Origin of the sequence: Phytohabitans rumicis (genome assembly GCF_011764445.1) — a bacterium.
Lineage (GTDB): Bacteria > Actinomycetota > Actinomycetes > Mycobacteriales > Micromonosporaceae > Phytohabitans > Phytohabitans rumicis.
In genome coordinates this window covers 3,714,404-3,728,056 of record NZ_BLPG01000001.1, presented here as the reverse complement: position 1 = coordinate 3,728,056, position 13,653 = coordinate 3,714,404, and the positions used below count along the sequence as shown (strand labels likewise).

The window sequence follows — 13,653 nt, the reverse complement described above, 5'->3', positions numbered from 1 at the left end:
TTAGAGCTTCTAACGAGCGAGAGAGGGTCTAACAATGAAGGTCACTCAGGTGGTCATGCCGCACGCGGGCGAGCCCGAGGTGCTGGAGTTCCGCGAGCGGGAGCTGCCGCCACCCGCTCCGGGCCAGGTCCGGGTCCGGATCGAGGCGACCGGCGTCGCGTTCGCCGAGGTGCAGATGCTGCGCGGGCGCTACTACGCCCAGCCGAAGTTCCCGTTCGTGCCCGGCTACGACCTCGTGGGGCGGGTCGAGGGCACCGGCCAGCGGGTCGCCACCATGACCCGCACCGGCGCCTGGTCGCAGGCCGTCGACCTGCCGGCCGAGCACCTCGTGCCCGTCCCCGAGGAGCTGGACGCCGCCGAGGTCGTCGCCCTGATCACCAACGGGGTGACGGCGTACCAGATGGTGCACCGGGTGGCGCGGGTGTCCGCCGGGCAGACGGTGCTCGTGCACGGCGCCGCCGGCGGGGTCGGCACGCTGCTCGTCCGCCTGGCGCTCGCGGCCGGCGCCCGGGTCATCGGCACCGCTTCAACGGCCAAACACGATCGGGTACGTGCCATGGGCGCGACCCCGGTGGACTACCGCGACCCGCAGTTGGTGGAGAAGGTGGGCGCCGTCGACGCCGTCTTCGACCACGCCGCCGGCCCCGGGCTGAAGCGGTCGTGGCGGATGCTCCGCCGCGGCGGGGTCCTGATCGTGTACGGCAGCGCCGCGACCCTGGACGACAAGGGCTGGCGGCTGACGCCGTACGTGCAGGCGATGGGTCGGATGCTGTGGTGGTCCATCGTGCCCAACGGGCGCCGGGCCAGGTTCTACTCCATCAACCACAAGAACCACTTCGACGAGGACCTGGCCACGGTCATCGAGCTGCTGCGCACCGGCGAGCTGCGACCGGAGGTGGCCGCCCGGATGCCGCTGACCGACGCCCCCAAGGCGCTGCGGATGCTCAACGACCGGACCGTGGTCGGCAAGATCGTGCTAGAACCCTAAGATCACTTTGATGTCCCCGTCCCGGGGCGCATACGCCTCGGCGTACTCCTCGATCGGGACGCGGCGGGTGATCAGGCCGGACAGCCAGCCGCGGTCGGCGTCGCGCAGCGCCGCGGCGGCGGCGTCCCAGTGCCGGCGGTTGGCGTTGACCGAGCCGAAGACCACGTTGTTTTCCAGGACGACCGCGCGGGTGAGCGCCCCGGCGTCGACGCCGACCTGCTTGCCGGCCGTGGACAGCCCGGTCAGGCACACCACGCCGTCCGGCCCGACCTTCTCGATGGCCTGGACGACCACCGAGGGCGCGCCGGTGCACTCCACGACCACGTCCGGCTCGAAGTCCAGGTCGGCCACCGTACCCGTGTGATAGCTGGCGCCGAGGCGGGCCGCGAGGTCCGGTTTCGGCCCGTCCACGGCCCGGTCCAGCACGTGTACGTCGAGCCCGCGCCGCGCCGCGAGCATGGCGGCGAGCAGGCCGATCGGTCCCGCGCCCGTGATCAGGGCGGTCCGCGGCTCCCAGCGGGCCCGGGTGCCGACCTTCTCGATGTGCTCCCACGCCTTGCTGACCACGGCCGTGGGCTCGACCAGCACGCCCACCTCGGACAACTCGGGGTCGAGCCGTACGGCGAAGCGTGGCTCGACCCGCCAGCGCTCCCGGGCGAAGCCGTGCCGGCCCTTGATGCCCCGCTCGGTGTAGAGCCCGTTGCGGCACATGTCCCACTCGCCGACCGCGCAGTTGGGGCACGGCACCGGGTCGGGGTGGCGCACGATGCCGGCGACGAGGTCGCCCGGCCGCAGCGTGCCGGTCGGGTCTTCGAGGACCCGGCCCAGCGACTCGTGCCCGATGACCAGGCGTTCGGAGTCGGGCGGCGCCTCGCCGTACTCACCCTTGATGATCTCGCGGTCGGTGCCGCAGACGCCGACGGCGATGGCCTCGACGAGGATCGGGCCCTCCGCCTCGGGCGGCTCGGGCACGCCGTCCACGAGCCGCAGCGAATCCGGCCGTCCCGGCGTGATCGTCAAAGCCCGCATCCCGCCATTGTGAATCCCCTTGCGATGGGCGCGGGTTGGCGAGATAGTTGACGGAGTCAAAGGAAAGGTTGAGATGGGCAATGAGTGACCGCGTGGCCGCCGTCCGGGCCTTCAACCGCTTCTACACCGGCGTGATCGGCGTGCTCCAGGAGGGACTGGTGCACTCGCCGTACACGCTCACCGAGGCCAGGGTGCTCTTCGAGCTGGCGCAGCGGGACGCAGCCGAGGTCGTCGAGCTGCGCCGGCTGCTCGACCTCGACGCCGGCTACCTCAGCCGGATCCTGGCCCGCTTCGAGACGGACGGGATGGTGCGCCGGTCCCGGTCGGCGGCCGACGCACGGCGCCAGGTGATCGAGCTCACCGAGGCCGGGCGGGCGGTGCAGGCCGAGCTCGACCAGCGGTCGAGCGCCCAGGTCGGCGAGCTGATCGGCGCCCTCGGCGAGGCCGACCAGCGGCGGCTGCTGGGCGCGATGACCACGATCGAGGAGCTGCTCGGTGGTCGGCCCTGGGGTCGGATCAATCCGGGGCTGGGCGCGAAGCGACTAGCCCGGATTGATCCGGCAGCCAGGGCCGAAGCGAGCCGGCTGGCAGGGTCGCGCCGCGACCTGGTCGTGCTGCGCGCGCCGACGCCCGGCGACCTGGGCTGGATCGTGCAGCGGCACGGGGCGATCTACGCGCGGGAGTACGGCTGGGGCGCCGACTTCGAGGCGTACGTGGCCCGCATCGTCGCCGACTACGCGGCCGGCCACGACCCGCGGCGGGAGGCGGCCTGGATCGCCGAGGTCGACGGCGCGCCGGTCGGCTGCGTCATGTGCGTCCGGTACGACGACGCGACCGCCCAGCTCCGGCTGCTGCTGGTCGAGTCGAGCGCCCGGGGATGGGCGTGGGCAGCCGGCTCGTGGAGGAGTGCCTGCGGTTCGCCAAGCGGTCCGGCTACCGGCGGATCCTGCTCTACACGTACGACGCGACGCTCGACGCCCACCGCGTTTACCAGCGGGTCGGATTTACCCTGGACGAGGAGAAGAAGGTCACGGCGTACGGCTTTGACCTGGTGGAAGAGATCTGGTCGAGGGATCTCTAGCGATGGACTGGCTATTTCTCGTCGGCTTCTTCCTGGCGTTGTTCGTCGCCTCGATGCTGGGGTGGACGGCCGACAGCCGGGACGGTGCCGACTGGGCTCCGACCAACGGCGGCTTCAGAGCACCTCGCCGGACAGCTGCGGAAAAACCTTCGAGACCTTGGCGAGCAGGTACTCTCCGTAAGTCCCTGTGAAGGCCCGCGGATCCGCGCCGTCCCACCGTGGTTCGCCCGCCGCCGTCGTCCGGGCCCTCGCCGGCAGCGCCGGCACCTCGGCCATGAAGTCCGGATCGAAGAAGAACGGGTACGACAGCCGCTCGTTGCCGCTGACGTTGCGCACCCGGTGCAGGGTCGAGCGGTACCAGCCGCCGGTCAGCCGTTCCAGCATGTCGCCGATGTTGCACACGAACGTGCCGGGCAGCGGCGGCGCGTCCACCCAGCCGGCCGGCGTGCGCACCTGTAGCCCGCCGTTGTCGTCCTGGGCCAGCAGCGTGAGCAGCCCGTAGTCGGTGTGCTGGCCGACGCCCCAGTCGTCGCTGTCCGGCGGCGACGGCGGGTAGTGGAAGATCCGGAACAGGACCGTCGGCTCCGCCGTGTAGCCCGCCGCGAAGTAGTCGGCGGGCAGGTCCAGGCTCACCGCCACCAGCCGCAGCACCGCCTGGGCGACGCCGGTCAGCGCCTCCAGGTACGCCAGCACGGCCGCCCGCAGCTCCGGCACCTGAGTCGGGAAGAGGTTGCGCCCGTGCAGCGGCAGCCCGGCCCGTACCCGGGGATGGTCGTCCGGCAGCTCGGTGCCAAAGTAGACGCCCTCCTTCAGGTCCGGGCGGCCGGACGTCAGCTCGCCGCCCACCGGGAAGTACCCGCGCCAGGCCGGCCCGCCGCGATCCATGGAGATCTCCAGCTTCTCGGCCTCGGGCAGCGCGAAGAAGCGCCGGCTCGCGGCGTCCAGCTCGCCCAGCAGCCGGGCCGGTACGCCGTGCCCGGTCACGTAGAAGAACCCGGTGTCCCGGCAGGCCGCCTCGATCTGCCGGGCCGGGCCGTCATCGGGCCCGGAAATGTCGATCACGGGCAGAACAGATGGCGAGGTCATGGGCCTATCCTTACCTTCGTGGCGTTCCTGGTGGTGGGTGAAAGTCTGGTCGACCTGATCAGCCGTGGTGGCACGTGGGAATTCGTGGCGACCCCGGGCGGGAGCCCGCTCAACGTCGCCGTCGGGCTGGCCGCGCACGACCACGAGGTGCGGTTCGCGACCGAGGTGGGCACCGACCTGTTCGGCGGGCTGCTGCGCGAGCACCTGGAGAAGTACGGCGTCGCACCGACCGACCTGGCCGGCACCGACACCACCAGCGTGGCGTTCGCCCGGATCGACGAGACCGGCGCCGCCACGTACGACTTCCGGTTCGGCTGGGCGTACGCCGGCGCGCCGGACCTCGCCAGGATCAGCTGCCTGCACACCGGCTCGCTGGCGACCGCGGTGGCGCCGGGCGACGCGGCCGTGCTGGCGCTGATCGAGGCGGCCCGCGGTGCCGGCGCGCTCGTGTCGTACGACCCGAACATCCGGCCGGCACTGGTCGGCGACCGGGCCACCGCCCTCGCCCGGGTCGAGGAGATCGTCCGGGCCGCCGACGTGGTCAAGGTCAGCGACGAGGACCTGCGCTGGCTGTACCCGGGCGAGTTGGACGTCGCCGTCGCCACCCGCTGGGCCGGGTACGGGCCGCGCGTCGTCGTGGTCACCCGCGGCGGGCAGGGCGCGGTCGGCGTACACGATGGGCTTTTGACGGTTTGTGCCGCGCCGCGCATCACGGTGGCCGACACGGTCGGCGCCGGCGACGCGTTCACGGCCGGGCTGCTGTCCGCGCTGGGCGGCGACCTCACCGCGGAGTCGGTCGCGCGCGCGATGCGGTACGCGAGCGCGACCGCCGCCGCGGTCTGCGCCCGGCCCGGGGCCACGCCCCCGCCGCGCGCGGAGATCGAGTCCCTCCTCCCGGCGGCGGTCACCACCACGACCCCTCTGTGATCAGGGCGTCCCTCAAGTTGCCATAGCGACTTGAGGGACGCCCTGATCACGGGGGTGGGGCCGTAAGATCCCTCGCATGACGCCGGAAGAGGTCGGTGCGCGGCTGGGTGGTCGGGTGCCCGACGCGGTGGCGTCGGTGTCGGGTGGCGAGGCGTATGCGCGGGCCACCGTCGACGTGCCGCCGGACGCCTGGGCTGCCGCCCTGCGGGTGGCCCGCGACGACGCCGACCTGGCCTGCGACTTCTTCGACTGGCTGTCCGCGGTCGACGAACTGGCCGAAGGCTTCGCGATCGTGGCCCACCTGTGGTCCACGAGCCGCCGGCACGGGGTGCTGGTGCGCACCCGCGTGCCCCGCGACGCGGCCGCCGTCGAGTCGGTGGTGGCGATCTACCCCGGGGCGGCCTGGCACGAGCGGGAGACGCACGAGATGTTCGGCGTCGACTTCCCCGGCCATCCGGGGTTGACGCCGTTGCTGCTGCCGCCGGAGTTCGAGGGGCACCCGCTGCGCAAGGAGTTCGTGCTGGCGTCTCGGGTCGCGAAGGCTTGGCCCGGCGCGAAGGAGCCGGGTGAATCCGAGCACGGCACCGCCAAGCGTGCTCCGATGCGCCCACCCGGCGTGCCCGCACCCGGCGAGTGGGGGCCGGCCTGATGCCGCTCTGGCTGGAGCTCACCATCCGGGTCGCCGGCGTGGTGATCGCGTTCCTGACCCTGCCGCTGCTCATCGGCCAGGCCGAGCACAAGGTGATGGCCCACATGCAGGGTCGCCTCGGCCCGATGTACGCCGGCGCGTTCCACGGCTGGGCCCAGCTCATCGCCGACGGGGTCAAGTTCGTGCAGAAGGAGGACGTCACCCCGCGCGCCGCGGACCGGCAGGTCTTCCGGCTCGCCCCGATGGTGGCCCTGCTGCCGTACCTGCTCGCGCTGCTGGTCATCCCGCTCGGCCCCGGTGACCTGGTCGGGCAGCCGCTCGACATCGGGCTGTTCTTCGTGCTCGCGGTCGTCGGCGTCGGCGTGGTCGCGGTGCTCATGTCCGGCTGGGCGTCGGCCAACAAGTACAGCCTGCTGGGCGGCCTCCGCGCCGCCGCTCAGCTGCTCGGGTACGAACTGCCGTTGGTGCTCGCCGCCGCCAGCGTGGCCATGGCCGCCGGCACCCTCTCCCTGCCCGGCATCGTCGACGCGTGGGAGCCGTGGTGGCTGCTGTGGCAGGCCCCCGCCATGGCGGTCTTCTTCATCGCGGGGGTCGCCGAGATCCGCCGGCCGCCGTTCGACATGCCGATCGCCGACTCCGAGCTGGTCTTCGGGTACATGACCGAGTACACCGGCCTGCGGTTCGCGTTCTTCCTCCTCGCCGAGTACGTCGGCATCGTGGTGATCGCCGCCCTGACCACCGTGCTGTTCCTGGGCGGTTGGCAGGGCCCGTTCGGCGACGACTACCTCGGCTGGCTGTGGACGCTAGTCAAGATCTTCGCGGTGTCCTTTGTGATCATCTGGCTGCGGGTGGCGTACCCCCGGCTGCGCGAAGACCAGCTCCAGCGGCTGTGCTGGCTGGTACTCGTGCCGATCGCGCTCGGCCAGTTGGTCTTGACCGCAACTGTGAAGATCTTGTTGTAAGCTGCGCCACCGTGGTCGATGTGGACTCCGTGGCGCGGCGCTTCGTGGCCGACGTCTGGAACGGCGAGCGCGAGGAAACGGCGTACGACCTGGTCGCCGGCGACTGCCCGGGACTGGGCACGACCGGGCCGGAAGGCGTACTGGCCTGGCACAGGGACCGCCGCTCGTCGTTCCCGGACCAGCGCTACAAGATCGTTGACCTGCTCGTAGACGGCGAGCGCGCGGCCATCCACTGGCGCGCGGCCGGCACCCAGATGGGCCCCTTCGGCCCGGTCCCGCCCACCGGCCAGGTGGTCAGCTACTCCGGCGCCACCTTCCTGCGCTTCGACGCCGACGGCAAGATCAGCGACATCTGGAGCGTCAACGAACTCTTCCAGGTCCTTCAACAACTAGGCGTGGATTTCCTCCCCCTCCATCTCTGCCTCCGGGTGTGGCGCCGGCGTGAGTGGAGCGCCCCAAGGTCGCTTGATCGGCGCCGGCCTGCGGTGATCATGAGGTTGGCGGTGGAGAGAGCGCTTGCCCGGACGCCAACTCCATGATCACCGCAGCGGTCGGGCTACCGCGGGCCTTACGCCCGGATGTATCCGACATGACCGCCCGCGAGACCGGCGAGCGCCCGCCCACCTCAGCCCGATCAAGGACTTCCGCGTCGATCAAGGGCGAATGGTCGTGGATCGGAGATCAAAGCACGGCCGTTTGCCCTTGATCGACGCGGAAGTCCTTGATCGACGCGGCGGGAGGCGCGGCGGGAGGCGCGGCGAGGGGCGCGGCGGGAAACGCGGCGGAGGCGCGGTGAGGGGCTGATCGACGGGAAGGAGTGGGGCGAAGGGCCTTGGTGCTCGCGCTGTAGGGGTGAGGGGGCAGGATATGCGGCATGGGCGTGCCTGGCGAAGGACTGGCGAAAGGGCTGGCCGTCACCCTCAAGACGATGACCCGCCGGTCGCACACGCAGCAGTACCCGGATGTGGCGCCGGATCTGCCTCCGCGCACCCGTGGGGTGATCGCGCTGCTCGAGGAGAACTGCACGGTCTGCATGCTGTGCGCCCGCGAGTGCCCGGACTGGTGCATCTACATCGACTCGCACAAGGAAGAGGTGGTCGTGCCCGGCGCGGCCCGGGCCCGGCAGCGCAACGTGCTGGACCGCTTCGACATCGACTTCTCCCTGTGCATGTACTGCGGGATCTGCATCGAGGCGTGTCCGTTCGACGCGCTCTACTGGACGCCCGAGTTCGAGTACGCCGAGTACGACATCCGCGACCTCCTGCACGACAAGGAGCGGCTCGGCGAGTGGATGGCCACCGTGCCGCCGCCGCCCTCGCACGATCCCAACGGTGAGCCCTCGAAGGAAGAGGCGGCGGCGGCCAAGAAGGCTCAGACGTGACCGCCGCGGACGCGCTGCTGCTCGGGCTCGGGCCGTAGCGGTGGGCTCCGCCCTGCTCGTCGTCACCACCAAGCATCTCGTCCGCGCCGGCCTCTACCTGGTCGTGTGCCTGGGCGCGATGGCCGGCCTTTACCTGGTGCTCACGGCCGAGTTGGTCGCCTGGGTGCAGGTGTTGATCTACGTCGGCGCGGTGGTGGTGTTGCTGCTCTTCGCGGTGATGCTGACCCGCGCCCCGATCGGCGCCTCGGCCGACCTGGACCGGCCCGGCTGGCCGGCCGTGCTGGTGGGCGGCGGTGCCGGGCTGGGGCTGACGGCGCTGCTCGTCGACGCGTTCCGGTGGTCCACCGTGGACCTGCCGGAGGCCGGCACCGCCGAACGGATCGGCGCGGAGATTTTCGGGTCCTGGGTGCTCCCGTTCGAGGTGCTGTCGGTGCTGCTGCTCGCCGCCCTGGTCGGCGCGATCGTGGTGTCGCGGCCGGACATAGGCGCGAACCAATGAGGCCCGTCATCCCCTACGTCACCGCCGCCCTGCTCTTCGGCATCGGCGTGTACGGCGTGCTGCGCCGGCGCAACGCCGTACTGCTGCTGATGTCGGTCGAGCTGATGCTCAACGCGGTCAACCTGATCCTGATCACCGCCGACGCCACGGTACGGGCCGCGCTCCCGCACACCGGGCAGGTCTTCGCCCTCTTCGTGATCGTGATCGCCGCCGCCGAGGTGGGCGTCGGGCTGGCCATCGTGCTTCAGCTCTACCGCCTGCGGGCGAGTGTGGCCGTCGACGAGGTCCCCCTCGAACGGGTGGACGCATGAAGCACCCCACGAAAACGCTCCGCTGCGCTCCACGTTTCCGCGGGGACCCCGCGTGATCGCCTACCTGCTGCCGGGCATCCCGTTCGCGCTCGCCCTCATCGGGCTTCTCACGACTAGCAGGAAGGCGGCCGCCGCGCTCGGGGTCATCGGTGCGGCTGCCGCGCTGGTCTGTGCGGTCGCCCTAGCCGCCGGCAACCCCGTCGAATCCAGCCGCGAGTGGGTCAGGATCGGCGACTTCACGATCACGTTCGGCGTGCTGGTGGACCAGCCGGCCGCCCTGGTCGCCATCGCGGTGGGCGTGGTCGCGCTCGCCGTACAGGTCTACTCGATCACCTATCTGGCGCACGACGACCGCTACCCGCCGTACGCGGCCCAGGTCGGCCTCTTCACCGCCGCCATGCTGCTGGTCGTGGTGGCCGACGACCTGATCATGTTGCTGGTCGGCTGGGAGGTCATGGGCATCTGCTCGTACCTGCTCATCGGCCACGACCGCACCCTCCCCGAGGCGCCGGCCGCCGCGGTGAAGGCGTTCATCGTCACCCGCGTCGGCGACGTCGGCTTCCTCCTCGGCATCGCGCTGCTCGGCATCGGCGCCGGCAGCTTCCGCATCGACGACGTCCTGGCGCACGACTACAGCGCCACCACGCTCACCGTCGCCGGCCTGCTGCTGCTCGCCGGGGTGGCCGGCAAGAGCGCCCAGTTCCCGCTGCACACCTGGCTGCCCGACGCGATGGCCGGCCCCACGCCGATCTCCGCCCTCATCCACGCGGCGACCATGGTGGCGGCCGGCATCTACGTGGTGACCAGGCTCTACCCGATCTTCAATGGCACCGTCCTGGCCGTGCTCGGGGTCATGGCGACCATCACGCTGCTGCTCGGCGCGCTCGCCGCCACCGCGCAAGACGACATCAAGCGCGTCCTCGCCTGGTCGACGGTCTCCCAGATCGGCTACATGGCCGGCGCGCTGGCGGTCGGCTCGCCCCCCGCCGCGCTCTTCCACCTGCTCACCCACGCCGCGTTCAAGGCCCTGCTCTTCCTCGCCGCCGGGTGCGTCATCCACGTGGTCGGCAGCAACCTGATGTCCGCGATGGGCGGCCTGCGCCGGGGGATGCCGGTGACGTTCTGGTCGTTCGCGATCGGGCTGGGCGCGCTGGCCGGGCTGCCGCCGCTGTCCGGGTTCTGGAGCAAGGAGGGCATCATCAACGCCGCCCGCCACCCGCACGGCCCGGCGCCGGAGTGGGTCGGCTGGCTGGTCTGGTCGGCGGCCCTCGCCGGCATCGGCATCACCGCCTGGTACTCCGCCCGCCTGCTCCGCGGCGTCTTCCTGGGCGAGGCCAGGGCCGATGCGGTCGCACACGATCCGCCGCCGCTCATGCGCTGGCCCGTCGCGCTCCTCGCGATCCCCAGCGCCGTACTCGGCCTCGCCGTCTTCCTCCCGGCCTTCCGGTCCGCGCTCGACCTGGAGGAGTTCCACGTGGACGGCTGGCTGCTGCTCCCGCTCGCGCTGCTGGCCGCCGGCTTCGCCGTTGGCTGGCGCGGCGTGCCTGCCGTCCCGGCCTTCGCCCGCGCCTTCTGGCTCGACGCGGTCCAGCATCTTCTTCTGGTACGCCCAACGCGTGCCCTGGCGAGCGCGGTGCGACTCGCTGACGAGGTCGGTGTGGACGGTGCCGTGGAGGGGACGGGGCGCGGTGCCGTGGGCGCCGCGAAGCGTCTCGCCGCGGCTCACCGCACCGGCTTGCCGCGCGCCGCGACGGCGGTCCTCACCGCCGCGCTCCTGCTCGCGGTGGCAGGGGTGGCACTGCGATGAACGCTCTCCTCGTCGCGGTGCTCGTCGTGCCTGCCATCGGGGCGGTCGGCGCCGTGGCGTTGCCGGATCGGGCCGGGCGCCTCGCCGGCACGGTCGCCGCCGCCGTCGCCCTGGTGCTGGCGGTGCCGCTCTACCGGGACTCGTGGTTCGCCTACGGTTCCGCCGCGGTGCGCCCGTGGTACGAGATGGACGTGTCCTGGGTGCCGGGGCTCGACCTGCGCTTTCACCTCGGCGTGGACGGCGTGTCGTACCCGCTGATCGTGCTCACCGCGCTGCTGACGCTGCTGTGTTGCGCGTTCACCCTGTGGCGGGTCCCGGAGCCCGGGCGGGGCAACACGCTCGTGGCCCTGCTGCTGGTGATCGAGGTGGGCATCCTCGGCACGTTCCTGGCGCTGGACCTGGTGCTCTTCTTCATCTTCTTCGAGGTCGTGCTCCTGCCCATGTACGCGGTGATCGCGATCTGGGGCGGTGAGGGCAAGGCGCACGCGGCGCGCAAGTTCGTGCTCTACACGCTCTTCGGCTCGGTGCTGCTGCTGGTCGGCGTGTTCACCGTGGTGGTGTCCGCCGGCACCGCCGACATCGTGGCGCTCACCGGCGGCTTCGAGCTCTCCCGCAACACCCAGATAGCGGCGTTCATCCTGCTGGCGATCGCGTTCGCGGTGAAGAGCCCGCTCTGGCCGCTGCACACGTGGCTGCCCGACGCGCACACCCAGGCGCCCACGGTCGGCAGCGTGATCCTCGCCGGCGTGCTGCTGAAGATGGGCACGTACGGCCTGATCCGGGTCGGCGTCGGCGTGACCCCGGAGGGTGCGCGGTGGGCCGCGCCCGCGCTCGGCGTGCTGGCCGTCGCCGCGATCGTGATCGGTTCGCTGGTGTGCCTGGCGCAGACCGAGCTGAAGCGCCTCATCGCGTACTCCAGCGTCGGGCACATGGGCTTCGTGCTGCTCGGCATCGCCACGCTGACCGCGACCGGCCTGCAGGCGGCGCTGATCGGCAACGTGGCACACGGCGTCATCACCGGCCTGCTCTTCTTCCTGGCCGGCGCCATCAAGGACCGCGCGCACACCGGCGACCTGACGCGGCTGGGCGGGCTGCGGGAACGCTCGCCAGCCCTGGCCGGCATCCTCGGCTTCGCCGCGATCGCCTCGCTGGGGCTGCCCGGCTTGGCCGGCTTCTGGGGTGAGGCGTTCGCCGTGGTGGCCGCCCTGTACCGGGGCGGTCCCCTGTGGACCACGCTCGGGGTGGTCGCGGCGGCCGGCGGGGCACTCACCGCGGCGTACTTCCTGCGGCTGCTGCGCCGGGTCACCCACGGGCCGGCCGCAGGCGCGCTGGAGCCACCGGGCCTGGCCCGCGTGGAGGTGCTGGTCTGGGCGCCGCTGGTGGTGCTGGCGCTCGTGCTCGGGCTGCTGCCGGCGCTGGTGCTGGGCATGTCGGACTTCCCGATCAACGTGCTCACCTCGGTGGTCGGCTCATGACCCAGTCCGTGGACCATGTGGCGCTGCTGCCGGCGTACCTGGCGGCCGGCACCGCCGTACTCGTGCTGTTGACCGACCTGATCGTGGCCCGGCGGGCGGCGGTCCTGGTGGTGGCGGCAGTGGGCGCGCTCGCGACGGCCGCCGGCGCGGTGATCGTGGGGTTGGGCGACGACCGGGCGACGTTCTGCGTGCCGGGCGCGTGCTCGTTCGTCGCGAACGACCGGTCCGCCCTGGTCGCGGCCCTCTTCGCGGTGCTGACGCTGGGCGTGCTCGGGTTCTCCGCGGCGACTCGGGACGTGCCGCCGGGGGAGTACGCCTTCCTCCTCGCCTGCTCGATGACCGGCGGCGTGGCCCTCGGCTCGGCGGGCGACCTGATCACGCTGATCGTGGCGCTGGAGACCCTCACCCTGCCGCTGTACGTCCTGGTCGGGCTGCGCCGCCGCACCGTGGAGAGCGCCGAGGGAGCCGTCACGTTCTTCGTGGTCAGCGTCGTGGCGACCGCCGTGACCCTGCTCGGCGCCGCCCTGCTGTACGCCGTCTCCGGCCGGGTGCATCTTTCGCTGCTCGCCGCGGGGCTGCCCGATCTGCCGTTGACTGGCGCGGCGGTGGTGCTCGTGCTGGCCGGGCTGGCGTTCAAGGTGGCGGCTGTGCCGTTCCACGCCTGGGCGCCGGCCGCGTACGACGGCGCCCCGGTGCCGGTCGCCGCCTACCTGTCGACCGCCTCGAAGCTCGGCGGCGTGATCGCGATCCTGTACGCCGTCGTCGACGGGCTCCGCCCCGCCCTGGACCTGGCCGGCCCGGCGCTCGCCGTGCTGGCCGTGCTGACCATGACCGTCGGCAACCTGGTCGCCCTGCGGCAAACCCGGATGGTACGGCTGCTCGCCTGGTCTTCCGTGGCCCAGGCCGGCTACATCCTGGCCCCGCTGGGCGCGTTCATGCTGTCCCGCGGGCGCACCGACGAGGCGCTGTCCACCGCGGTGTCGGCGACCATCGCGTACACCGTCTTCTACGTACTCATGGAACTGGCTGCCTTTGGCGCGGTGGCCGCGCTGCGACCGGGCGCGGACGGCGGTCTCATCGCCGACTACCGGGGCGCCGCGCGGCGGCATCCGTGGGTGGGCGCGGCGCTGGTCCTCGCGCTCGTCGGCCTGGCCGGCCTGCCGCCGGGCCTGGCCGGACTCTTCGCCAAGGTCGTGATCGTGCGGTCGCTGCTGGACGGGGGAGCCGGCTGGCTCGCCGTCGTGGTCGCCATCAACGCGGTGATCGGGCTGGCCTACTACATCCGGGTGGCCGCCGTGCTCTACGCGGCTCCGGCGCAGGCACCGCGGGTCCGGGTGCCGTGGGTGGTCGCCACCGCCCTCGGCGTGGTGACGCTCGCCGCCGTCGTGGCCGGTTTCGCTCCTCAGGTCGTGCTCGACCTGTCCTGAACGGTCTCTCAGCCAACTCACAGCGGTACGC

General features: G+C 72.1%; 12 protein-coding genes and 3 pseudogenes. 13 read left to right on the top strand and 2 right to left on the bottom strand.

Annotation, left to right across the window (positions count from 1 at the left end):
• Nucleotides 1–34: 34 nt before the first annotated feature.
• Complete coding sequence (locus Prum_RS16465) at nucleotides 35–988, top strand: medium chain dehydrogenase/reductase family protein (protein WP_218577261.1); 954 nt, start codon at nucleotides 35–37, stop codon at nucleotides 986–988.
• Here the strand turns inward: Prum_RS16465 and Prum_RS16460 are convergent.
• Nucleotides 977–2,017 (bottom strand): glucose 1-dehydrogenase, encoded by a 1,041-nt coding sequence (locus tag Prum_RS16460; RefSeq protein ID WP_173077362.1) that lies wholly within the window; start codon nucleotides 2,015–2,017, stop codon nucleotides 977–979. The genes Prum_RS16465 and Prum_RS16460 overlap by 12 nt on opposite strands.
• 80 nt (nucleotides 2,018–2,097) lie before the next feature.
• Between Prum_RS16460 and Prum_RS49565 the strand changes: the two are divergent.
• Both Prum_RS49565 and Prum_RS51570 read left to right on the top strand, forming a co-directional pair.
• Nucleotides 2,098–2,301, top strand: a pseudogene (locus Prum_RS49565) (MarR family transcriptional regulator); the annotation flags it as partial.
• Between the two features lie 593 nt (nucleotides 2,302–2,894).
• Complete coding sequence (locus tag Prum_RS51570; protein WP_246278576.1) at nucleotides 2,895–3,098, top strand: GNAT family N-acetyltransferase; 204 nt, start codon at nucleotides 2,895–2,897, stop codon at nucleotides 3,096–3,098.
• A 114-nt stretch (nucleotides 3,099–3,212) separates the two neighbouring features.
• On the opposite strand, the gene Prum_RS16450 is transcribed toward Prum_RS51570, so the two are convergent.
• Nucleotides 3,213–4,184 carry an isopenicillin N synthase family dioxygenase gene (locus Prum_RS16450; RefSeq protein ID WP_173077361.1) on the bottom strand — a complete coding sequence of 324 codons (972 nt, stop codon included), beginning with the start codon at nucleotides 4,182–4,184 and terminating at the stop codon, nucleotides 3,213–3,215.
• An 18-nt stretch (nucleotides 4,185–4,202) separates the two neighbouring features.
• Between Prum_RS16450 and Prum_RS16445 the strand changes: the two genes are divergently transcribed.
• The 10 genes and pseudogenes from Prum_RS16445 to Prum_RS16400 all read left to right on the top strand — a co-directional run bounded on the left by Prum_RS16445 (nucleotide 4,203) and on the right by Prum_RS16400 (nucleotide 13,622).
• Entirely contained in the window at nucleotides 4,203–5,111 is a 909-nt protein-coding gene (locus Prum_RS16445; RefSeq protein WP_218577260.1) for a carbohydrate kinase family protein, read from the top strand.
• Between the two features lie 76 nt (nucleotides 5,112–5,187).
• Nucleotides 5,188–5,760, top strand: a complete 573-nt coding sequence (locus Prum_RS16440; protein WP_173077360.1) for an NADH-quinone oxidoreductase subunit C — start codon at nucleotides 5,188–5,190, stop codon at nucleotides 5,758–5,760.
• The gene (locus Prum_RS16435) at nucleotides 5,760–6,722 is read left to right on the top strand and encodes a complex I subunit 1/NuoH family protein (RefSeq protein WP_173077359.1); all 963 of its coding nucleotides are present in this window, start codon (nucleotides 5,760–5,762) and stop codon (nucleotides 6,720–6,722) included. The genes Prum_RS16440 and Prum_RS16435 overlap by 1 nt, the downstream gene beginning before the upstream one ends.
• 11 nt (nucleotides 6,723–6,733) lie before the next feature.
• Nucleotides 6,734–7,261 (top strand): ester cyclase, encoded by a 528-nt coding sequence (locus Prum_RS16430; RefSeq protein WP_173077358.1) that lies wholly within the window; start codon nucleotides 6,734–6,736, stop codon nucleotides 7,259–7,261.
• A 335-nt stretch (nucleotides 7,262–7,596) separates the two neighbouring features.
• A pseudogene (locus tag Prum_RS16425) lies at nucleotides 7,597–8,094 on the top strand (NuoI/complex I 23 kDa subunit family protein); the annotation flags it as partial.
• A gap of 5 nt (nucleotides 8,095–8,099) precedes the next feature.
• Nucleotides 8,100–8,590, top strand: a pseudogene (locus Prum_RS16420) (NADH-quinone oxidoreductase subunit J family protein); the annotation flags it as partial.
• Between the two features lie 8 nt (nucleotides 8,591–8,598).
• On the top strand, nucleotides 8,599–8,913 hold the full coding sequence (gene nuoK / locus Prum_RS16415; protein WP_173077356.1) for an NADH-quinone oxidoreductase subunit NuoK: 315 nt from the start codon (nucleotides 8,599–8,601) through the stop codon (nucleotides 8,911–8,913).
• A gap of 52 nt (nucleotides 8,914–8,965) precedes the next feature.
• Complete coding sequence (locus tag Prum_RS16410) at nucleotides 8,966–10,720, top strand: NADH-quinone oxidoreductase subunit 5 family protein (RefSeq protein ID WP_371871236.1); 1,755 nt, start codon at nucleotides 8,966–8,968, stop codon at nucleotides 10,718–10,720.
• Nucleotides 10,717–12,195: a complex I subunit 4 family protein gene (locus tag Prum_RS16405; protein ID WP_173077355.1), complete on the top strand. Its 1,479-nt coding sequence runs from the start codon at nucleotides 10,717–10,719 to the stop codon at nucleotides 12,193–12,195. Before Prum_RS16410 ends, Prum_RS16405 begins: the two co-directional genes overlap by 4 nt.
• The gene (locus Prum_RS16400; RefSeq protein WP_173077354.1) at nucleotides 12,192–13,622 is read left to right on the top strand and encodes an NADH-quinone oxidoreductase subunit N; all 1,431 of its coding nucleotides are present in this window, start codon (nucleotides 12,192–12,194) and stop codon (nucleotides 13,620–13,622) included. Before Prum_RS16405 ends, Prum_RS16400 begins: the two co-directional genes overlap by 4 nt.
• Nucleotides 13,623–13,653: the final 31 nt, after the last annotated feature.